The sequence below is a fragment of the Grimontia celer genome, from assembly GCF_900055185.1.
Lineage (GTDB): Bacteria > Pseudomonadota > Gammaproteobacteria > Enterobacterales > Vibrionaceae > Enterovibrio > Enterovibrio celer.
Map to the genome: position 1 here is coordinate 139,284 of NZ_FIZX01000002.1, position 22,971 is coordinate 162,254.

General features: G+C 49.3%; 15 protein-coding genes. 5 read left to right on the forward strand and 10 right to left on the reverse strand.

Annotated features, from left to right (window positions below):
- Positions 1-38: 38 nt before the first annotated feature.
- The 8 genes from GCE9029_RS10940 to GCE9029_RS10975 all read right to left on the reverse strand — a co-directional run bounded on the left by GCE9029_RS10940 (position 39) and on the right by GCE9029_RS10975 (position 11,643).
- Entirely contained in the window at positions 39-2,156 is a 2,118-nt protein-coding gene (locus tag GCE9029_RS10940) for a type I secretion system permease/ATPase (RefSeq protein ID WP_062663309.1), read from the reverse strand.
- On the reverse strand, positions 2,149-4,080 hold the full coding sequence (locus GCE9029_RS10945) for a bifunctional diguanylate cyclase/phosphodiesterase (protein ID WP_062663310.1): 1,932 nt from the start codon (positions 4,078-4,080) through the stop codon (positions 2,149-2,151). The genes GCE9029_RS10940 and GCE9029_RS10945 overlap by 8 nt, the downstream gene beginning before the upstream one ends.
- A gap of 6 nt (positions 4,081-4,086) precedes the next feature.
- Positions 4,087-4,755 carry a transglutaminase-like cysteine peptidase gene (locus GCE9029_RS10950; protein WP_062663311.1) on the reverse strand — a complete coding sequence of 223 codons (669 nt, stop codon included), beginning with the start codon at positions 4,753-4,755 and terminating at the stop codon, positions 4,087-4,089.
- Between the two features lie 16 nt (positions 4,756-4,771).
- Positions 4,772-5,362, reverse strand: coding sequence for an OmpA family protein (locus GCE9029_RS10955; RefSeq protein ID WP_062663312.1), 591 nt, complete (start codon positions 5,360-5,362; stop codon positions 4,772-4,774).
- A 3-nt stretch (positions 5,363-5,365) separates the two neighbouring features.
- The gene (locus GCE9029_RS10960) at positions 5,366-6,685 is read right to left on the reverse strand and encodes a TolC family outer membrane protein (RefSeq protein ID WP_062665589.1); all 1,320 of its coding nucleotides are present in this window, start codon (positions 6,683-6,685) and stop codon (positions 5,366-5,368) included.
- Positions 6,686-6,768: 83 nt separating this feature from the next.
- Positions 6,769-8,169: an HlyD family type I secretion periplasmic adaptor subunit gene (locus tag GCE9029_RS10965; RefSeq protein WP_062663313.1), complete on the reverse strand. Its 1,401-nt coding sequence runs from the start codon at positions 8,167-8,169 to the stop codon at positions 6,769-6,771.
- 361 nt (positions 8,170-8,530) lie between these two features.
- Positions 8,531-9,838, reverse strand: a complete 1,308-nt coding sequence (locus GCE9029_RS10970) for a sigma-54-dependent transcriptional regulator (RefSeq protein WP_062663314.1) — start codon at positions 9,836-9,838, stop codon at positions 8,531-8,533.
- Positions 9,835-11,643 (reverse strand): sensor histidine kinase, encoded by a 1,809-nt coding sequence (locus GCE9029_RS10975; protein WP_062663315.1) that lies wholly within the window; start codon positions 11,641-11,643, stop codon positions 9,835-9,837. Before GCE9029_RS10975 ends, GCE9029_RS10970 begins: the two co-directional genes overlap by 4 nt.
- Before the next feature lie 143 nt (positions 11,644-11,786).
- Between GCE9029_RS10975 and pdxH the strand changes: the two genes are divergently transcribed.
- Positions 11,787-12,425 (forward strand): pyridoxamine 5'-phosphate oxidase, encoded by a 639-nt coding sequence (gene pdxH / locus GCE9029_RS10980; RefSeq protein ID WP_062663316.1) that lies wholly within the window; start codon positions 11,787-11,789, stop codon positions 12,423-12,425.
- A gap of 72 nt (positions 12,426-12,497) precedes the next feature.
- Here the strand turns inward: pdxH and GCE9029_RS10985 are convergent, their stop codons facing one another.
- Positions 12,498-13,214, reverse strand: coding sequence for a helix-turn-helix transcriptional regulator (locus GCE9029_RS10985; RefSeq protein ID WP_062663317.1), 717 nt, complete (start codon positions 13,212-13,214; stop codon positions 12,498-12,500).
- A 508-nt stretch (positions 13,215-13,722) separates the two neighbouring features.
- The gene (locus GCE9029_RS10990) at positions 13,723-15,561 is read right to left on the reverse strand and encodes an SUMF1/EgtB/PvdO family nonheme iron enzyme (RefSeq protein WP_062663318.1); all 1,839 of its coding nucleotides are present in this window, start codon (positions 15,559-15,561) and stop codon (positions 13,723-13,725) included.
- 742 nt (positions 15,562-16,303) lie between these two features.
- Here GCE9029_RS10990 and GCE9029_RS10995 point away from each other — a divergent pair.
- The 4 genes from GCE9029_RS10995 to putP all read left to right on the forward strand — a co-directional run bounded on the left by GCE9029_RS10995 (position 16,304) and on the right by putP (position 22,784).
- The gene (locus GCE9029_RS10995; protein WP_062663319.1) at positions 16,304-17,077 is read left to right on the forward strand and encodes a helix-turn-helix domain-containing protein; all 774 of its coding nucleotides are present in this window, start codon (positions 16,304-16,306) and stop codon (positions 17,075-17,077) included.
- Between the two features lie 216 nt (positions 17,078-17,293).
- Complete coding sequence (gene putA / locus GCE9029_RS11000) at positions 17,294-20,401, forward strand: bifunctional proline dehydrogenase/L-glutamate gamma-semialdehyde dehydrogenase PutA (protein WP_062663320.1); 3,108 nt, start codon at positions 17,294-17,296, stop codon at positions 20,399-20,401.
- Positions 20,398-21,135: a hypothetical protein gene (locus tag GCE9029_RS11005; RefSeq protein ID WP_062663321.1), complete on the forward strand. Its 738-nt coding sequence runs from the start codon at positions 20,398-20,400 to the stop codon at positions 21,133-21,135. Before putA ends, GCE9029_RS11005 begins: the two co-directional genes overlap by 4 nt.
- Before the next feature lie 152 nt (positions 21,136-21,287).
- Positions 21,288-22,784: a sodium/proline symporter PutP gene (gene putP / locus GCE9029_RS11010; protein WP_062663322.1), complete on the forward strand. Its 1,497-nt coding sequence runs from the start codon at positions 21,288-21,290 to the stop codon at positions 22,782-22,784.
- Positions 22,785-22,971: the final 187 nt, after the last annotated feature.

A 22,971-nucleotide genomic window follows, 5' to 3' on the forward strand; every position in this document is an offset into this window, starting at 1 on the left:
GTTGAGGTGCTTTTTTTGTCTAGCAGGGCCGCTTTTTATCAGCCGACCTTCTGAATTTTTCCGTCTTTCAAAGCTTGCAATACAGCCAGTTTGGGGCCATCTGCCACTATGCTCCCTTGTTCGACTACTATGATACGGTCAACGACATCCAGCATACCGGTTTTGTGCGTGTTGATGATCAGTGTTTCGTCACGGCGAAGCGATGACATTTGCTGCTTAATGTATTGCTCAGAGCGGTTATCCATTGCACTGGTTGGCTCATCCATTAAAAGCACTGGCGGTCGGCCGAGCATGGCACGTGCAATGGCGATGGACTGACGTTGTCCACCAGACAGCTGGTTGCCCCCTTCACCGACCTGACGCTCTAGACCTGCCGGGTCGCGCTGTGTAAACGTCGTGACACCAGAACGGTTAGCCGCATCCAGAATATCGCGATCGTCTGCCAATGGGCGTCCCAAAGTGATGTTGTCGCGGATGGAGCCGAAAAACAGAATAGGGTCTTGCGGTACGCAGCCTATATTACGTCGTATGTCGATGTTATGGATTTGGCTGATGTCGGTCTCATCGATACGTACAGAGCCTTCTGTGGGGCGATACAGACCCATTAGCAGCCTGCTTAGGGTTGTCTTGCCTGAACCGATACGTCCGATAATAGCGACTTTCTCACCAGGCAATATGGTAAAGGAGATATCACGAAGCGCTGCCATTTCCGAATTGGGGTAGTTGAAGTTCACGCGATCGAATTCAATCTTGCCACGGATGATAGGGCGGTGAATGTAGCGTTTCCCTTCTTCCTGCTCGGATGGCATGTCCATCAGTTGACTGATGATCTCCATCGCTGATTTAGCCTGATTGTAGCGGGTGGAAAGCAGTGACAGCTGCACCATGGGACCAACGGCGCGGGAGCTCAGCATGGTAGCGGCAATCAATCCACCCATGGTCAGGTCACCCGCAGAAATCAGATACACACCAAATACTATCATGGACACGTTCACGAACTGCTGGATAAAGCCGGCAGCGTTTTGAACAGAATCAGTGAGACGGCGTGTTTTGATACCCCAGTTCGCCATGTGCGCGACGGCTTCTTCCCAGCGGTATTGGAACTGGCTTTCTGCGCCAAACAGTTTGATAGTTTCCAAGCCCGCCAAACTTTCAATTAGGTTAGCGTTTTTCTGAGAAGAGAGGCGGGATCCTTCTTCAATGGTGTGACGCAGTGGTTTTTGGATGATGGCAGCGTGGATCATCAGAATCAGCACGGCGGCGATAGGGACGATGACCAATGGCCCCGCGACAATCCAGATGATAAACAGGAAGAAGAAGGCAAAAGGTAAATCAATCAAAGCGGAGACAGATGCAGAGGTAAAGAAATCCCTTATGGATTCGAATTCCTGCATGTGTCGCGCGAAAGCACCGACGGAGGGCGGGCGCGCCTCCATACGGATGCCCATGACCTTCTCGAAAATCCGCGACGAGATCAGTAAATCAGACTTCTTTCCCGAAATATCGATGAAGTAACTTCGCAGCATCTTGAGCACAAGATCGAAAATGAAGATGACGAAGACCCCTGTGGCCAAAACCCAAAGGGAGTCGAACGCCAGATTAGGTACGATCTTGTCATAGACCAGACGGGAGAAAAGTGGGGTAGCGATAGCAAAGGTGTTGATAAAAATGGAAGCTATCAGTACATCACGGTAAATCGAACGTGACTCCCAAAGCGTGCTCCAAAACCAGTGGCCTTGTCGCTCTTTGAGAATCTCGGGAGAGCGTTCATCGTAACGAAATTGTTTTTTCAGTAAGAAAACACGCCCGAGATAGTCTTCTTCCAGTTCGCTGATAGGGCGGACTGCAGGCGTCGTATCGGTGAGCGGCTCAACGACTTCCGCTTCACCGGTTTCATGGTTAATGCTCTGAAGCACACATGCTTGATTGTCCTTGAGCAACAAAACACAAGGACACAGCATGGGAGACAAATCTTTGAGTGCCTGACGGCTCTCTTTGGCATCAATCCCTGCCCGCTCCGCAGCGCGAGGGAAAAGGAACGGGGAAAGGAATCCGTCAGAAATTGGCAGGCCGGATACCAGGGCATCCGGCGAGTTTGATTGGCCGAAGTATCGGCTGACGTAAACCAAAGATTGCAGCAGGGGGTCTTTAACCATGATTCTCTGATTTCTTCTCGAAAATAAAGCCCTGGAAGCCATTCACGAACAACTCTGACAGCTTGTTGAGCTGAGCTTCCGTTTCTACACGTGTTGCGATCGTCGTAATGTTCAGGTTGTGTGCCGTACGACATATTGAGGCTAGCACATGGCTTTGTGACTCGTCGTCGAGATTGCTGGTGTAAGCAAAATCAATCTTCACGTATGAAGGCTTGAATTTATTGAGGTAATCCAGCGATTGGAAGTTACGGCCATAGTTGTCGACACCAAATCCGAAGTTAAAGCGATGCGCTTGTTCGGTCAGTAAGCTGACGTGATCCGGGAAGCGGACGAACACACTTTCCGGGATTTCAAAGAACAGTCGACCGGCCATGTTACGGTGCTTTTGCATGGTCGTCGTCAGCCAGCGAATGAAGGATGCGTTGGTGACACTGTTCTGAGTCAGGTTGATAGCAACAGGGCCAAGGTTTGCGTCATCACTCAGGCGTTGAATCATGTGGCTCACTACGTAGCGGTCAAACGATTCGCCGAGTTCTAACTGCTCTACAGCCCCTAGGAAGTGCGCTGCGCCGTAATAGTCATTACCTTTTTCAATCGCAGAGAAGACTTCCTGATGGATAACAGTCTGGTCGCTGGTTGAAGCCGATTGCAGTTTGAATTTGAACCAGTCGTGAGCCATGGCATCCAGGATGAGTGATTTCCACTGCTGTTTACCCATGGACGCATCGTTATCGGTCTGGTCAATCATAGAAATAGGGTGATTTGGCGTATTGCGCGCTTGGGTAAGGGCATTATCCGCCTGCGCCAGCAGCACACTGGCATCTCGGTTATCGGTGCTGTTTACGGCAAGACCAATCGCCAACTTCGGTGGGGTAATCCCCATTGGGTCATGCTGCATATCGTTGACGATCGCCATGATGCTTTCGCCGATGATTTGTAGATCTTCACCTGTGCTGTTTGGTGCCAGCACCACAAACTCGTCTTTAGAGATACGCGACGCAGTGCAGTCAGCATCGGTGAGGGTGGTATTCAGTTTTTTGGCAAACTGACCAACAATCGTGTCGCCTTGGGCAAAACCTTGATTGCGATAGGTGTCGGTGATCAGGTCGACTTTCACCATCACCAAGCCACCAACAGCAGATTCGGCAAGCCAGGATTTCAGCTGACCGACGAAGAAGCTTCGGTTGCCCAAACCTGACACAGTGTCGCGATATGCGTGTTCGCGCAAACGGTCCGCTTCTTTGGCTTGTTGTTCAAAGTACGCTTCAAGCTGGCTGCTCATTTGGTTAATGGCACGCACCACAGTTTTCAATTCGCGGGTAGGTGGCAGTGGAATTGGGTCACCGAATTTGTTTCGGGCAATTTCTTTTGCTCGGTTGGTAATGGTGTCGAGCGGACGAAGAGAGCGGCTGAGCTGAACCGCAATAATCAACATGGCAATCACGAACAGAATACCAATCCAGATACCAAGCTGGATGGTGGAGCGCCACATTTCTTTGTAAGCATAACCCGGGTGGGAAACGACCGTTACCTCAGCAAGCTGAAGCCATCCGCTCGTAAATGTGCGCTCTTCGGTGATCACAGGGAAGAGGTCTAGACCGGTATACCAATCGGGCACCCCTTCCACGTGTATTGGATATTCTCGAACAATTTCGCTGCCGTCAGAAAGCATTTTCAGACGCACTTCCTGATAGAAACCGCCGTCAAACAGTGCGTTGATCACTGATTCCACGGCGACTTTATCGTCGTCTTCAAGATAAGGCGCGAGGGCAAGGCCCATCGAGTTAATGGTGTTATTTACCTCAGCCGATTGCTGAGTCAGCAGAAAATTACGAGTGGTGTTTAGCTCAATACCTGTCACTGCCAGAATCAGCAGGAAGAATATCGCCAACATCCATGTAAACAATTGCCGGTATAAAGTCATAGACGTTTACCCATCATAGTTTTTGATCGGTCTGTTCAGCTTCACAGACCCCATGCGCGCCCGGAGATCGTTCCACAATCCCAGTCGCGATGATTTGCCTGCAAGCTCACCTTTACCGCGTTCTTTCATGAGCCATAGCCTGCTACCGTTGAAGCTGTATACAGGAAGTAGGTCTCTTCGCTTTGAGGCCTTTTTAATTTCTGGGTCAATGTTATCCAGCAGGACTGGCTCGGAGGAAGCGGTAGGGTAGTAAGCAACAACCATGTGGAATTGATTGAGTTTGATGGCCTTAACGTAAACCAGACGAAGCTTTTTATCGTCAATGCCAAGCTCACGAAGAGTGAAGTATTTTGCGATGCTGAAATCTTCACAATCCCCCGCTGCGCTGCCAAGAAACTCCAATGGTGTTGCCCAATAGTCCTTCTTTCCCCACAAATCGATGTCATTCACAAAATAGAGCTGATTGAAGAAGTTGTTTACTGCTTCGAGTTTTTGGGTTTCTGAGAGATCGGCGGATTCCGCGACGACATTACGCCATGCCGCGACCCGCTTTCCCGCTCTTTCGCCGTAAAACGATGCTACTTTGTTGATCCACTGAGTGTCTGTGCCATTCAGTGCGAATGTTACGATTGACGGCAACAGGAACATGAGAAACAAGGTGGCCTGTTTTCGCATCAGGCAACCTCAGCTGCTATTGTTCCCGTTGGGTAAAGATGGTCCATGCTTCCTTGATTTCCCCTTTGAATCCTTTAACGCGGCCCACGACACGGCGGTTCACAAGTTGTGTGGTTTCCGTGCTGTCAGCCAGCATAAGATCGCCTTCACCCAGGCCTACAATGGTGAGACGATCGACTGGAACGCCTCTTTCTATGAGCTGTGCTTGAACTGCTTTGGCACGTTGAACAGACAAATCTCTGTTGTAGTCATCTGACCCAGGAGAACTTGTATGTCCTTGAAGTTCTAGAAAGGTTTCGGGGTAAAGCTTAAGGAATCCAGCCATTTTGTCCAGTGCTTCACGGTAAGCGGGCTCTACATTTGCAGAGTCGTTTGCAAACTGAATTCTCAGTGAGTTATCACTTTCAAGCAAAAGGTATGTTGGACACCCGTCATTATCGATGATCGCCACACCCGGTGTGTCATCACACAAATCCCGCGCGTTGATTACGCCATCACTATCGTCATCCAATAAATCGGAACGTTGTTCAGCAAGAGGCGGCTCATCAGCGGAGAGGGAACAACCGCCAATGGCAAGAAAGCTGCTGAGAAGCAAAACGTATTTCATGGGTTAACCTTCTTTTTCTATAACCGGTTCAAGCCATTCCTCCGGTACATCGACACGCAGTGCATCCAGCAGGGTGCCCATACTGTTGAGTACACGGTATTTGGCCGTGATATTCGCGTAGTGCGCGTCGAGATATGATCGCCTTGCCTCAAAGAGCTCATTCTCGGTATTGAGCAGATCCAATAAGGTTCTGCGCCCAATCTTGAACTGCTTTTCGTAGGCGATAACGGTTTCAGACGCTGCATCCACGTGTTGTGCAAGGTACTTCTTTTGTTGCTCTGTTAGCTGGTACGCACTCCATGCTAGACGCGTACTCTCCCCTAAAAGTCGCGATGCGTTGTCCAGAATGTCTTTGGACTTATTAAGTTGATACGCACTGCGACGAACGTTGGCGGAATCCGTGCCGCCGTTATACAAATTGAACCGAAGCCGCAGCATGGCGCTGAGTTCGTTCACTTCTTCTTCGATACCGCTGGCTTCTTCACTCCAACTTTGGCTCGCTTCAAAGGTCAATGATGGATACATGTTGCCTTTGTTCTGGCGATATTGAGCGCGCGCTGCATCGATGTCATAGGTCGCCAGTTTGACTACCGGATTGGTCGCAAAAGCCACTTCTATTGCTTCTGCCTGAGATTGCGGCAGATAAAGTGCATCCACTTCCGGGTCGACTGGGTCTTTAATGTCGACGCCGACAATGCGCACAAACTCTGTGCGTGCATCATCGAGGTTGCTTCTCGCTGCCAGCATATTAGTGATAGAACGAGCGACACGAGCTTGAACCTGTGATAGGTCAGCAGTGGAACCAATGCCCGATTCTGCGCGGCGCTGAATGTCTGCGAGCATCTTTTCATGCACTTCCACATTGGCTTCTGACAGTGAGAGAAGCTGCTGGGCGAGAATAACGGCAACATAAGACTCGGTGACTGCCAGCGATTTGTCCTGCGCGTCGGAAAGAAGTTGATAGCGCTGTGCTTCTGCTTCGAATTCAGTGCGGTCAATGTTGTCGCCAGTCTGGCCGTCCCAGATAAGCTGGGTCAGGCTGATATTGGCGTCTTTGCGATTGAAGTCTTTGTCGCCGCTTGCTTGAGTGGTTGTGTTATCGATGCGCTCGAAGCCATAACCTGCATTGAGGTTAATGTCTGGCAGGTAATCACCCACAGCGGCTTCTATGTCTTCTCGATTACTCATGAAATCATTAAACGCACTTTTCAGTTCTGGATCAGTGGCAATGGTAGTGGCAACGGCCTGTTCTAAAGACATCGACCATGCGGGTGTACACAGCGAGCTGATGGCAGAAGCAATCAAAAGCTTTTTCCAGTTCAAAACACATCCCCCTATAAAAGGCAGCATTTAGCGCAAATTATTGTTATACCCCAGCCTCTTTAACGTGCTGGATAATGCTAGCTTTATTCTCTGAGTGCGGACTTCTGTGCTTGCAGTATTGGTTTTAGAAGATAGTCCAACACACTTCGTTTACCCGTAATGATGTCAGCTGAAGCTGTCATTCCCGGTATAATTGGAAGCTCTTTACCGTCACCCAAGTTATTGGATTCGGTGCGTATTTTTACAAGATAGAAGCTATTTCCTTCTTCGTCCTGAATGGTGTCAGCACTGATGGTTTCCAAAATGCCAGTTAGACCGCCATAGACAGTGAAATCGTATGCGCTGAATTTCACGATGGCTTCGAGCCCTGGACGAAGAAAGGCGATGTCCTGCGGTGCGATTTTCGCTTCGATAAGCAAGTTGTCTTCACTAGGGACGATTTCAACCAAGTCCATGCCGGGTTGGATAACGCCACCTACTGTATTGACGTGAAGCTTCTTGATAGTGCCATCAACCGGGCTGACCACCACGGTACGCTCAACACGGTCTGCCAGAGTGACGCGGGTTTCGGTCATTGCCAGAAGCTTGTCTTCCACATCATTGAGGCGTTCCTGCTGTTCACCGCGGAACTTCAACGCAACGTCAACATGCTTGAAAACAGCTTCTTGAAGTGCAGATGTGATAGAGGGGAGCGACAACTCAGCGGAGGACAGCTCACGTTTGGTGTCATTGACCTGACGCTGAAGCTTCAGCAAATCAATTTGCGGCACTACACCTTCGTCAGCGAGGGGTTTAGTGATGTTATATTCCTGACGGGCGTAGTTGTAGCTCTGGCGAAGGTTTTGGACCCTTGCACGGGTTTCAATCAGTTCCTGTTGCTTCTGGCGAATTTGCTGGGAGGTCACAGACAATTGGTTTTGCAGGTTGTTAAGTTTCTCTCGGTATTCCGCGCGTTGGCGCGACACCACTGAGCGGTGTTCGTCTATAAACTCGGGGTCATATTTGAGTTCGGCGCGTTCAATAGAAACTGCCCCTTGCCAGGCGTTAACATCAACTTCTGGGTTCACAACAACAGAGTCCACCAGCGTTTTTAGCATAACGGCATCGCCCTGAAGGCTGGTTAGTTCTTGAATGCGCTCTCGGAAATCGGAGCGGAACATGGTGTCATCGATAAGCAGCAACTGCTGACCCTGTTCAACAATGTCACCTTCACGGACCAGTAATTCTTTCACCAGTCCTCCCTCCAGGTTTTGCACCACCTGTAATTGAGAGGAAGGGATAACTTTACCCTGGCCGACGGTCACTTTGTCGAGTTCGGCAAACGCTGCCCACACCGCGCTGATGGAAATAAAGAGCGCAATAACCCACAGCAGGACGCGTGCACTTTTGGGCGTAGACAGCAAAAGGGCAGCAGTTTTGTCATCGATATAGTCGAGGTGCTCACTGGCTGGCAGCTTAGATCCCGATTTATTTGGTTTTGTCATTGTTATGCCGACTGAAAATATCTAAGAAAGACAAAAAGGGTTGCAGACCAGAAAAGCCAACACTCCCTAATAAAAGAGTAGTTTATCTATGAGATTCTCACTAATCGGGAATAGTGTAACGAGATTGAGCACAGGCCAGTTTCTCACGAGCGAGAAACTGGCGAGTATTCCGTAACTTAGGCGCGGCGCGGCATCTACGGGAAGTGACTGCTTCAGTTGGCGTTCAGAAATTTTCTTCAAAAAATCGAAAAAAGTCTGTTTTAGACGGTATGGAGCTGTGAAATTTTCCTGACTTTTTGGAGAGTTAGGTGCGGGATTGCATATTGTAAAAGACAGCCACTCAGTTGCAGTGGCTGTGTGTTTAGCCTTTGAAATTTTGCTTGTCCAGATGGTGTTTTTTCAGCTTTTCGTAAAGCGTCTTTCTTGCTAGTCCTAACTCATTCTGCACTTCTTTCAGCATGCCGTTGTGCCTGTTTAGGGCATCGAACAATATAGCTCGCTCCACTTTTAAAATACGATCAGCCAGTGTGTCATGTTCTTTTTCATGATCTGTCCCTCCTTCATTTTTCAGACATTGCTCTCCCATCAGAACCCAGCGTTCCGAATACGCTTGTAGTTCCCGAACATTGCCTTTCCAAGGGTGTTGTAGCAGCTTGTCTTTGTGCTCTGCATCCAATGTGGGAGGGGCGACACCGAAGCGAGATGCGGTGGTACGCACGAAGTTTTGACAAAGGGTGATCACGTCTTCACTGCGATCCCGCAGCGGAGGGAAGACGAGAGAGGTTGCTGAGAGCCTCTTGAATAAAGCGGCACTAAAGTGCCCTTGGGCGATGCTGTTGGTGAGGTCAACACGGGTAGATGCAATGATGCGTGGTCGTTCGGAAGAATCCGCTAATGCTGCGAGCTTTTCTTGCACATTGAGTGGCAGTGCTTCAATACCATCAAGGAACAGTGTTCCCTTACCTGCGGCAGCAATTTTGCTGTTTTTGTAGCTTGGCAGCGTGGCATAAGCCAGTTGTTCAGAGCCAAACAACTCCATGGCGATCAGGGCTTCAGGTATCTGCCTGCACTTCATGCCGACAAAAGGTTCGTCTTGTCGGGTTCCCTGATCATGGATAAAGCGGGCGGCGAGCTCCTTCCCTGTGCCACGCTCCCCTTGCAGCAATACATCACCATCTTGATCTTTGAGGTGGAAAATAGAGCGTCTGAGCTGCTTAACAGAGTCTGCATTTCCCAAAATCCGGGGGCCGGGTGCACTTTGGGTTTCAAGTTGGCGTTTTAACTCGCGGTTTTCCATCACCAGTTGGCGTTTATCAATACCCCGTTTGAGCACATCGAGAAGGTGATCTGTCGAGAAGGGTTTTTCCAGAAAATCGTACGCGCCTTGGCGCATGGCAGAAACCGCCGTAGAGATATCGCCGTGTCCTGTCAGCATGACAATAGAAAGTTCAGAGTCAACATCCAGCGCTTTTTTCAGAAAAGTCATGCCATCCATTTGCGGCATATTGATATCTGAAATAATCACGCCTTCAAATGCGGTACTGAGTTGCTCTAGCGCATCTTTGGCATTAGCAAAAGCACGTGAATGAAACCCTTCAATATCGAGAGTCTGGCTCAGCGCATCACGGATAGTGCGCTCGTCATCAATGATCCATATTTCCGGTGTCACTGCGGGGTATCTCCATCGTAAAGACGTTGAAGGGTGATGGTGAACTCAGCGCCACCCGTTGGATGGTCGCTGATTTGAAGGCTGCCGCCAAACTCTTCAACTATCCGTCGGCAAATCGTCAGTCCCAATCCGAGCCCTTCTTTTTTAGTGGTATAGAAGGGTGAAAAGATATGCTTCTTGGTGTCGTTATCAACGCCTGGTCCATTATCCCAAACGTGAATAGACACGCGTTCCAGAAAGGTTTCCACCTTAATGCCTATTTCTGGCGACGGTGTATTCATGACCGCCTGCGAAGCATTGTTCAAAAGGTTCAAAATCACTTGCTCAAGTTGCACGGTATCAGCATTTACCATCAAGCCTTTCTCTGGCATGTAACAGGCGATTTGTATGCCTTTTTTGATAAAACTTGCTGCGGAGAGTTTCAGTGATGCAGTAATGGCATCATCCAGTGATGCACGGGCTTTGCCTTCAAGGTTCTGTTTCCGGGCGAAGATCTTAAAGCGTGCGACAATGTCTGCCACCATCCCAATAAGCTCATTCAGTTGGTTCAGGTTACCCTTGACCGAGTCGTAGCGCTCCTTATCCATCAGCTTAATGCTGTTTTCGGTATAAGTTCGCATGGCCGCAAGAGGCTGGTTGATCTCGTGGTTAATGCTGGCTGAAAGCTCGCCGAGCATCGCCAGCTTTGCAGCTTGGATCAGCTCGTTTTCAGTCTGGCGAAGGGCTTTTTGCGTGTCCTCGTATTGCTGAATACTTTGACGCAATTTTGTGTTGGTTTCCTCAAGGCTGGCGGTTCTTGAAGCGACTTTCTGTTCCAGCTCATCATTGAGTCTTGCGAGTTTGCGCTGGGCTTTTACGGTTTGCAGCCACGCAGTGAGAACCAAAACCAGCAGGCCATAGAAGGTTGCGAATATTAGGACAGATTGTGTAACCACTGGCCATGCATTGCTGGTGGGAATAAAACCATAAATTCGCCAGCCAGCGCTGCCAAGGTCGGTATTGGACACCAACACGCGTTCGCGATCTTTGTTCGGCAATCCAAGATGCAGAGCTTCCTGCGCCTCAATATCTTCCAGTGCTGTGAATTTTGTGAGATGACTTAACGCGGAATCGCCGTAGCGTCGGGAGTCACGAATGTTTTCTTTTTGCGGATCAGACAATATTGAAAGGGACTGATAGAGCCACTCGTCACGCGAGCTATAGAAAACCACACCTAGCGGGTCAGCAATCAGGTAGTCGAACTTCTGTTGGTCCCAAATGCTGTCGATAATGGACAGATCCACTTTAAGCGTGAGCACTCCGGTGATCTCCTTGCCATCCCAAATGGGGTAGGAGAAGTAGTAGCCACGTTTATCAGAGACCACACCCAGTGCATAGTAACGCCCTTTCTGTCCTTTGAGAGCCTGTTGGAAGTAAGGGCGGTAGTTGTAATTGTGTCCGACGAAACTTTGCGGCGCGTCGGCATTACTGGCTGCCAAGGTTAGGCCATTTCTGTCCATCAGGTAGAGTACATCGCTGTTCAGGCGCGCATTCCAGTTGCTCAGCAAAAGATTGGTGTCTTTGAGTAATCTTTCGCTGTTTGGCACACGTAAAAGACGTTTCAATCTCGGATCCGCTGAGAGGACGACGGGAATTTCACTGTAACGGGCGAGTTCGGCAGAGAGCTTTTCCTGAAGCTGATAGACATCATATTCGATTTCGGTTGTGAAGCGTTTTTCCACAGAAGAGTAGGTGAAAGAACCAACCATTACGGTTAGCAACACACCGATAGCAATGACCAAAGAGATGAATAGACGTCGGCGCATAGCTTCCCTGCTAAGTGGTTGGGTGCCATCAGGCTTTACTGATTGATATGATGAGCAGTAACTGCCTGTAGAGTGCCTAAATTCGCTTGAGAAAAGACTCACGCCCCATCACAATGGCGTAAAAACGCATTCGGAGCACCACAATGGATTTGTATGATATTCGCAGAGAATATAACCAAGGCGGTTTGAGACGCAAAGACCTGCCTGAAAACCCGGTTCAATTCTTTGAGCACTGGCTCAAACAAGCCATTGAGGCCAAGCTGCCAGACCCAACGGCAATGACTGTTGCCACCGTTGACGAAAATGGTCAGCCCTTTCAACGTATTGTATTGTTGAAGCATGTTGATAACGACGGGTTTGTGTTTTATACCAACCTTGGCAGCCGTAAAGCCAAGCAATTAGCAGATAACTCACGTATCAGCCTCCATTTCCCATGGCATCCACTCGAGCGTCAGGTACACATCATGGGTATCGCCGAAAAACTCAGTAAGCTTGAAGTGATGAAGTATTTTCTGTCGCGCCCTAAAGAAAGCCAATTGGCCGCTTGGGCAAGCCGTCAGAGCGAGCGCATTACTGCGCGTTCAGCGCTGGAAAGCAAGTATATGGAATTAAAGCAGCAGTTCGACAAAGGTGAAGTGCCCGTTCCTACGTTCTGGGGTGGATTCCGTGTTAAACCTGAGTCTTTTGAGTTCTGGCAGGGTGGTGAGCATCGGCTGCATGACCGCTTTGTGTTCCAGAGTGAACTCGATGGCAAGTGGGATATTGAGCGCTTGGCGCCTTAAATACAGCACCTAAAAACATTGTTTTTGTGAAACAAAAAGCAGCGCACTTAGCGCTGCTTTTTCGTCTGAGCATTAGAATGACTCAGACAAGACCAAAGTGAGTTGTTGCTTGAGTAATGAATCTGGGATCTTGCAGCCGACTCCGTTTTCCAGCGCTTTATCAACCAGTTCTGTCTTGCTTGCAGCACCAAGTTTCACCCTCAGATTAGCAAAGTGGTTTTCAATGGTTTTCACCGATACACCGAGTGACTGAGCGATAAATTGCGGCTTCTTGCCAAACTGATGAAAGAAAAGCACTTCTGATTCGCGGGTTGACAGTTGCATGCCGCTTTTCATGCTTTCGGTTGCGAGCGACTCAACGGGCTCTGCGGCGGCTGCCTTACAAATCCACTGTCCTATTTCCAACATAGGATTATCATTCAATGCCTGACCGTGAAAAATAGTCCCTAAAATCTCACCGTCGTCCCCATACCAAGGCACTTTTGTGAACACATGGGCTTGCCATTTGTCACCAGGATAGGGATGGATGTTGAGAACACGCATGTACCTTCCGCTTTCTATCACCTGTAAATCCTGTTCGCGAAACGCCTTTGCATGCTCAGCGATAGCACCGGGAAGCTGGTCATCACTTTTTCCTATCAGTTCATCTGGTGCGCGTGCTCCGATAAGCCGGGCGTAAGCATGGTTTACATGGACGAATCTGGATTGGGTGTCTTTACAGCCCCAGCAGCCGGGGAGTTGTTCAAAAAGAGATATCAGCATAGAAGATGGCAGGCAATTGTTATTCATGATTGCTGGAAGGTACGTTTAGATTACAACGTATTGTAAGTAATTCCATATGACATTAAAAGCATATTAATCATATGGTTATTTCTTTTCTTACTGCAGGAATTTCCGAAGGTTTGGATAAAAAAAACCGGCTCGTAGGAGCCGGTAAAGACAAGATCTCACTCATTAGAGTAGTTTCCTGTACGACGTGTAGAAGAGGCCATCTGACACTGTGTTCGAGGGTAATCACACAGTATCTGATGGGTCACCGAGGTAAATTTCAGTGATAAAACAGGCGCATACTGCAATATGCGCCTATTCGAGTGTCACTATACGCAGGGGCTAGAAATTCGGACAGGGGGGGATTGCACTATTTGAGCCAATAACTGACAAGGTTGTTTGTTATTAGCGATGTCGGTCGCGTTTTTTCTGGGTCTCTATGTGTTGGTGTGATGACATGAAATAGGTTATTCGAGGCACAAAAAAGCCCGCAGCAGCGGGCTTTTGGGACATATTATTACGTTTGGCGCTAGATGTTTCTGACGACTCGAAAGCCTAGGTAGTTAGCACTGATATCAGATTTCAGCTCAAGGCGTTCGGCTACACGAGCGCTGCTTGGAGAGAAACTCCAAGCTCCGCCACGGGCCACAGGTGTCTGACTTTCTGCCCACTCCCAAACATTACCGGCTGTGTCGTAGACACCGAAAGGGTTAGCAGGGAAGCTGGCGACAGGAGACGTACTTCTGTTGGACCAGACTGTGCCGCTCCAACCTGTGTTCGCGTTGCCCACACCAATATCGTTACCCCACCAGAAGTCAGAATCGCTACCTGCGCGTGCTGCTACTTCCCACTGAACTTCAGTTGGAAGTGTGTAGCTAAAGCCAGTTTGCGTGCTCAGCCATTTTGAATACGCATGTGCATCATCTTTAGTGATACAAACAACCGGGGCGTTTTCAGACTGGTCGAAACCAGGTTTGCGCCAGTTGTGATTCAGCAATTGCTTTGGCTCGCCGTTGATCAGGGAATTACAGCCCTGACCTTCTTCTGCATTCGTGACATAGCCTGTTGCAGCGACAAACTCTCCAAACTGTTTCACAGTGACTGGCGTCGCTGCAATAGAGAAGGGTTGGTCGACAACCACCGGTTTTTTGGCTTCAAAGCCAACGCGGTATTGGCCTGCACCAATTACCACCATTTTTGGTGCCTGACGATTATTCGAGAGTTTGTCAGCGAAACGCTTTCCCGGCTGCGGACGGTTCTCCTGTTCGCGTAGATTTGCCCAAACCGTTGAATCCTTGTTCATGTACATCTGACGGCTGTACGGTTCGAAACCTGGCTTCTCAACCGTCAACTGATGTTGGCCTGCTGGCAGCATGATCTCTACCGGGGTTGAGCCGTAAGTCACACCGTTAATCGTCACATTGTCTTCATAACGGTTTGAACGGATTTTAACGTTAACCCAGCGTTTAGCTTGTTGCTTCGGTGCTGCTTTCGCTGCGGTAAAAGAGTTCTCCACACAGTAGCGTTCAGCGAAGTCCAGCAATTTACAGGCCGCGTTTTCATCAGGCTGGCTGCGCATTTCCGCTTGCATACGGGTGATGTAGCGGTTGTTACCGCTGAAACCACTGTCAACCACATTGCTGTTCATTACATGAATGTTGAACGACACGCGGTTAGCATTGAGCTTTGCTGTGGTGGACTCGGTAACGTTATCCAGCACCTGAGATTGGAAGGTGTTGACGGCTTTTTGCATGGTCAGGGTCTTACCCTGATTGGAACAGGCAGCCAGCGTCATGGATTCGCTACAGGTAATGGTGTGAACCACTTCAATGGTATCTGCAAAGGTCAATTCCTGACGAAGACGTTTAACACGCGCTTCTTTCTTGGATTCCTGCAGATTTTCCAATGCACTTACCAGCAATTGTTTCTGACGGTTTTCACCTTCAACAATACGTTGCTGTTCAGCAATAGCTTGGTCATTGGTTAATGTGGAAGATTGATTATCTTTCACTGCGCTCCACGCAGCTTGGTAATCATCTTTATATTGGGTGAGGTCGGTGTCTGGATTTTCGAGGAGTCGACGGAATTGCTCATCAAGGCGCTCTTGTGCCAGATTCCGTTTTTTCTCTAACTCGATTGCTTTGGTAGCCAGCGTTTCGCGCTCGCTTAATAAAGCATCCAGCTTGTCACGTTGCGTTTGGAGGTTTTCAGCGTGAACGCTAATTTCACTTCGTTTATCGGCTAGCTTCTGTTCCAGCGCAACCACAGGATCGTCGGTTGCCGCATTGGCCTCATTGGCAAGCGATTGACTACTAAGAAGTATCGGCGATAACGCGAATACTAACGCGGCGATGCGATTACTTTTCATATGTCCCTTGCTTATTCTCAGAAATCATAAACACCGATACTGCACTAAGATGTTTTGCCCATTACTGCATCTCAGCAAAACCCGGTATTTATAAGCTTTGTCCCAATTAGCTAGATTAACACGTAAATGCCAATTAGCTTGTCCATGTTACTAATTATTTGACGCTTATCGTTATTATTCAATGCTTATCTTTTGAGTGATAACTCAATAAATTTTAGCTGCATTCTGTGTTTTAGGAAATATTGTCTGGTAAAAACAATCATAGACAAAAAATATCATTTTAATTGACGCGTTCTGATTATTTTTCGTCATAATTTTGACGGTTTGATATTACGCAAGTAGCTATACAGTTGATAAAGCTAAATTACGCGGTTGAGTTAACCTTCATAATGAAACCGAAAAGATCCTTTTCACCGGAACGATGATCACGGAATGATCATGTGTCTGAAACATCGAAAGCATGATCAAGCAAAATGCATGTTCATGCTTCTGTGTGGGTCAAGTGATTAATCTATTTAAAACATTTACTTATAGAGAATTTTCAGGTCTTTTCTAATGTTGCAGCAGATTTTGTTAGCGATCGCAACACCTTGTTTGTTGAGATCCTGCACAGTTTTGAAGTTGAAATGACAACCTCCGTAGTTTGACCCTCTCTTGATCATCTTTCCGGAGCGATTTTTCTTCTCGATTTCCTGTACCACGTGGCAGAATAGCCGCTGTTTTCTTACTACTATTGTTCACTATGGCATCCGAATTGAAGCATTCTCAGGTTATTGCTTTACCCAATCACCCTTCGCTGCATGCGCACGAATATCGTCAGGTGGTGATTGGCTTGCAAGGCCAGACAGAGTTTGAACTCTCCGGGCGCGGCAGTCTTGTCGGGCCGGGTCAAGGGTGCCTGGTATCTGAGTCAGAACTTCATGCTTTTTCTGGTGTGGGACAAAACGAAATTCTGGTGATCAACCTTCCGGAATCTGTGTTGCATCGCGAGCTCAGTATGAAGGACAAAGTCGAGCGCTTGTTCGAACGTGATGCCTATTTCCAACTGGACAGTCAGGCGCAGACGCTGGTGAAAGCGTTGACCTCTGAGATGATTGCTAATCCTCACGACATCATGCTGGGTAGGGCATGCGCTGACACCCTGCTGTGCGTCATGGAGCGTCATTTCCGTGAGCAAATCGCGCCGCGACGTCATGGTCACCGTCTGAACATGGACATCATTGATCTCTACATTCGCCAACATATCAGCCGCAAGATCAGCGTGGCACAATTGGCGGGCTCGGTTTTTCTGGCAGAAAGCCAGTTCCACCAACTTTTCAAATCCCAGGTGGGTGTGACGCCGCATCAATATGTATTGAAAAAGCGCTTTGAGTTAGCACAAGAACTGCTCTGCACCAGCGAGCTGAATCTTGCTCAAATCTCCGATAGCTGCGGCTTTGCTTCCCAAAGTGGTTTTACCTCCGCCTTTACCCGCGCGTTTGGCGTCTCTCCTGCACGTTATCGCCAACAGCACTGAGCTGTAACCCTGATCTAAATCATCAACATATGCAAAAAGTTGTTATCGGCGAGCAATGGCCGTGGTTCTCTGTTTGTTAATCATCGGAGTTTTTTGCAATAATGCCGCAGAATTTTGAAAGACTCACCGGCACCGCATACCTAGAATCGGTCTTTAATCTAACATATTAGTAACATATGCCACTGCCTCGTGGTTGATGGAGAGAGGAATCTGCTTATGTTAAAAGCGACCGATGTGCTGGTGCCAAGTTACCTTGAGCAACCCGCTTCCGCGCTATGGCCTCATATTTCTTCGCACTATTGTGTCGATGAAAGTGAGTTGCTTGCATCACTGCTCCCACTTGCAACACCTTCTAATGAAGAGCGAAAACAGACGGAAGCCCAAGCGGCAGATCTGATTGAGCGTGTGCGTGCGGATAAAACGGCCGTGCAGATGATTGATGCACTTCTTCTCGAATACAGTCTGGATACCCGTGAAGGCATTTTGCTGATGTGTCTGGCAGAAGCATTGATGCGTGTGCCGGATGCGAAAACCGCTGATGCCTTGATCCGTGACAAGCTGGGCGTGGCAGACTGGAAAGCCCATCTTAAAAATTCAGAATCCCTGTTTGTGAATGCTTCGACCTGGGGACTAATGCTCACCGGTAAAGTTGTCACCATCGATGAGCGCAAAGAAGGCGGTGCAGGAAAGGTACTCAATCGTCTGGTTAACAAGATGTCTGAGCCTGTGATTCGTCAGGCGATGCATCAAGCCATGAAAGTCATGGGTCACCAGTTTGTCCTCGGCCGTTCAATCAACGAAGCACTGGAAAACGGTAAACCACTGCGCCAGAGAGGCTTTTCTTACTCGTTTGATATGTTGGGTGAGGCTGCGCTTACTACTCAGGACGCGCAAAAGTACTTTAATGATTACATGGTGGCGATTGAAACTGTTTCCCAGCAATTGTCTGTAGGCAATGGACCATCACCTTCTGTTTCCATCAAACTGTCTGCTTTGCATCCGCGATATGAAGTGGCGAATGAAGACCGCGTGATGGGCGAAATGGCGGAGACTGTGCTTCGCCTCCTGAAGCGCGCCCGGGAGTTGGGTGTGGCGATCACCATTGATGCGGAAGAAGCGGATCGTCTCGAACTGTCACTGAAGCTTTTTGAAAAACTTTTCACTCACGAAGATATTAAAGGTTGGGGCCAGTTTGGTCTGGTGGTTCAGGCTTACTCCAAGCGTGCATTACCTGTCATCACCTGGCTGGCGGCGTTGGCTAAAGAGCACGGCACCGTGATCCCAATGCGACTGGTAAAAGGCGCTTACTGGGACAGTGAAATCAAACTGGCTCAACAGGCAGGCTTGCCGGGCTATCCTGTTTATACCAGAAAAGAAGGTACCGACGTGGCCTATCTTGCCTGCGCGCGTTTCCTGCTTTCTGAGCATGTGAATGGGCTTATCTATCCGCAGTTTGCCAGCCACAATGCGCAAACCGTAGCGGCAGTGAAAGCCATGGCCCAGCATGACAACTATGAGTTCCAGCGTTTGCATGGTATGGGGGATGCACTTTACTTCCATGCCAAAGAAATGTTTGGTCAGTCTGTACGTATTTACGCGCCGGTGGGCAGCCATAAAGATCTGCTGCCGTATCTGGTTCGCCGTCTGCTGGAAAATGGTGCCAACAGCTCGTTTGTGCACCGTTTGGTCGACGCGGCATGTCCGGTGTCTGATTTGACTCAACATCCGGTTGATACTTTGACGTCACGTCCAACATTGCATAATGCGCGCATTCCTCAGCCTTCTGAGATTTTTGGCGAATCACGCCAGAACTCGAAAGGTGTTGCGATCGACATTGAAAGTGAATGGAAAGCTTATGATGTCAAAGTTCAGGCATTTATGGATACCCATTGGAAGGCGGGGCCTATCATCAATGGCGAATGCCTGACAGGTGGTGCTCACACAGTGGTCACACCTTACGATCACCGCCTGAAAGTGGGCAGCATTAACTGGTCGACTCCAGAGCAAGCCAAAGAAGCGCTGAATGTCGCCGCAGCCAATGTCGATAGCTGGCGAGCACTTTCTGCCAAAGAAAGAGGTGAGTACTTACTTAAGCTGGCTGACTTGCTTGAAGAGAATTTGGGTGAGCTGGTGGCACTTTGTCACCGTGAAGCGGGCAAGACTATTCACGACAGCATTGATGAAGTGCGTGAGGCGGTGGACTTCCTCCGTTACTACCCGATTCAGGCGGAGAAGATTGAAGGCGACTTGCAATCTTTCACCCGTTTCGATGGCCAGTCTGTCACTTTGCGAAGTGAAGGCCGTGGGGTGTTTACCTGCATCAGCCCGTGGAATTTCCCACTCGCGATCTTTATTGGTCAAATCTCAGCTGCCTTGGTAACGGGCAATACCGTTGTTGCCAAACCGGCTGAGCAAACATCACTGATTGCGTTCCGTACCATTGAGCTGCTCTTGGAAACAGGTATTCCTGCCGGAGTGATCCATCTGTTGCCGGGTAGCGGCGCAGAAATCGGCAGTGTATTGACGGGGGATGACAGCATCGCAGGTGTTGCCTTCACTGGTTCAACCCCGACAGCGCAGCGCATTAACCAGACGCTTGCTTCCCGCGACGCCTTGCCGGTGCCGTTTATTGCAGAAACGGGCGGTCAGAATGCCATGTTGGTCGACAGTACTGCGCTGCCTGAGCAAGTGGTACGCGATGTACTTCGCTCTGCTTTTGCTTCTGCAGGCCAGCGCTGTTCAGCCCTTCGCGTGCTTTATGTGCAGCAGGATGTGGCAGATCGTGTGATTGATCTTATCAAAGGTGCCATGGCGGAAATGCGTATTGGCTTACCTTACCTTCACTCGACCGATGTTGGCCCTGTGATCGATGAAACGGCTCAGGCGAAGCTGCAGAACCACATCAACGAATTGTTCAAAACCAGCAAATTCATTGCCAAAGCCCCAATGAAAAGCGAAACCCGCGTGGGCACTTATATTGCACCTGTGGCGTTTGAAATCGAGAGTATCTCAATGCTTTCAGAAGAGCACTTTGGCCCAATCTTACACGTGGTGCGATACCACGCTGACGAACTCGACAGCGTGATTGATGACATCAACAACGCAGGCTTTGGCTTGACGTTAGGTGTTCATAGCCGCAACGAAAGCACTTACCGCTACATTGAATCCCGCGCCAAAGTCGGTAACTGCTACATCAACCGCGATCAGGTTGGTGCGGTGGTCGGCGTGCAGCCATTTGGTGGACAAGGCTTGTCAGGAACTGGGCCAAAAGCAGGTGGACCTCACTATCTCTATCGCTTCACGAAAGAGGAGGTTGTGGCATGAGCAAGGTAATAGGAACGCAAGCAATGAATGAAGTATCGACGCTGGCGGCGCAGAGCCAAGCTGTTTGGGAAGAGTGGAATAATCTGGGTGTACTGGAGCGTGTGTTGCTGCTCAGCAACTGGGCGGACAATGTAGGGCAACGTGGCGGTGATTTTAAGCCTGCAGCAGACCTCATTCGCTTCCACCTTAATCAGGCAGAAGCTCTGATTGCACCTGTCCATGATATGCCTGGTCCAACGGGTGAAACCAACGAGCTCTATACAGCGGGCCGTGGACTGTTTCTGGTGACAGGCGATGAGTCTTTGTCTGTTGTTGCGTTGGCAGGCCAATTGACGGCCGCGTTGGTTGCAGGTAATTGCGCGCTGTTGTCAGTACCAGCATCGTTGAAACATGAAGCTGAGGCGCTGATTGGCGATTTGGTGAAAGCCAGTGTACCAAACCGACTTGTTTCACTGCTTGATGGCGAAACAACGGAAGATGTCATTGTCTCTGCACCGATTTGTGGTGTGGCCGCGGTGGCGAATTCAGCAACCTTGATTGCTATGAACCGAAAACTGGCAGCTCGAGATGGTGTGTTGGTGCAGTTTGTCGCTGAAGACAACGCAACCCAATTACCTCTTATCGCTTCGCCAACCTATCTACTCCGCTTTATAACCGAGCGGACGAGAACCATAAACGTCACTGCGGTAGGGGGCAATGCCACCCTGCTGGAACTTGGTAGTGGCGAACATTAAACCCAAGTAACCCGATGTGAAGATGTCCCAGGTACTCTGCTGGCAAAGCAGAGGCCTTGGGGTTTCTGTTGCTGACGGTTTTCACCAATCGGAATTAGGCACTAGAAGTTTTTAGCTTCCCACTGTTGTGCCTTGTTATTGAGGGAAAAAACATGATTGAAAACAGCTTTGCAATCAGCGCCACGTTTATCGTGTACCTGATTCTTATGCTCGCAATCGGCGTATACGCTTACAAGCGCACGTCAAACTCTGAAGACTACTTCCTTGGCGGACGTTCTCTTGGCCCTTGGCCTGCAGCGCTGTCAGCCGGTGCGTCTGATATGAGTGGTTGGCTGCTTCTGGGTCTGCCGGGCTATGCCTACGCTGCAGGTATCGAATCGCTGTGGCTTGCTGGTGGTTTGTTAGCGGGTACTTACTTAAACTGGCTAATCTGTGCCAAGCGTCTTCGTACTTACAGTATCGAAGTCGACAACGCACTGACTATCCCTGAATTCCTGTCTCGCCGTTTTGAAGATAATTCGAAACTGCTGCAGACCATATCTGCCTTCTTTATCTTGCTGTTTTTCCTTTTCTACACCAGCTCTGGCTTGGTAGCAGGCGGTAAACTGTTTGAGACGGTCTTTGGCCTTGAGTACACCACAGCAGTGGTCATCGGTACCGTCTGTGTTGTGTCTTACACCCTGTTTGGTGGCTTCCTTGCGGTATCTTGGACGGACCTGGTGCAAGGGCTGCTGATGGCGGCAGCACTGATGATTGTGCCTATCGCGACGCTGGATGGCTCTTTCTCAGACTTGCCTGCAGCACTGGAAGCGAAGAATCCTGAGCTTCTAACATTGTGGCAAGATGTGAGTGGCCAACCGTTGACAGCTGTGGCTATCTTGTCGCTGGTGGCTTGGGGTCTGGGTTACTTTGGTCAGCCGCATATTCTGGCGCGCTTCCAAGCTACCCGAACCAATGCAGACATCACTACAGCACGCCGTATCGCCGTGGGTTGGAGTGCTGTCTCTATGGCAGGTGCAATCCTGATTGGCCTGGTGGGTATCCTGTATGTTGACCAACACCTTGGCGGTGAACTGGCCGATGGTGAAACCATCTTCATGTACTTGGTAAACGCAGCGTTCCACCCTGTGATTGCGGGTATCCTGCTGGCGGCTATTCTGGCGGCGGTGATGAGTACAGCGGACTCCCAGTTGCTGGTGTCTTCATCTGCACTGGCTGAAGATTTCTACAAGCAGGTTTTCCGTCCAGATGCGTCAACCAAAGAAGTTGTGATGGTGGGGCGTTTTGCAGTAGTGGGTATTTCCATCATTGCATTGGCACTGGCGATGAACCCAGAAAGCTCTGTATTGGGTCTGGTTTCCTATGCGTGGGCTGGCTTTGGTGCTGCTTTCGGTCCTGCATTGCTGCTGAGCCTGTTCTGGAAAGACATGAACCGCAATGGTGCTTTGGCTGGCGTTATCGTCGGTGGTGTGACGGTTGTAGTTTGGAAGCAACTGACTGGCGGTATCTTTGATCTGTATGAAATCGTCCCTGGCTTTATCCTGGCAGGTGTTGCCATCATTGCTGTAAGCAAGATGACAGGCGGCGCGGAAAACACAGTCATGCAAAAATTTGACGATTATGAGCAAAGCCTTAAGACCTTGCCATAATTGATGTTTTTATTGAAAAAGGGACGCTGGAGCGTCCCTTTTTTCTTTCTTTATCAATGAGCTGTGCCGATCATCTCCGGTTTTCCTCGCTTCTCTTCCTCCAAAAGCACTAATTTTGAACCAAGATCACCCGTCTCAGTAGTGAGATATATGCACTACAGTTAGTAGTGGAAAGGTGCGTCTAGCA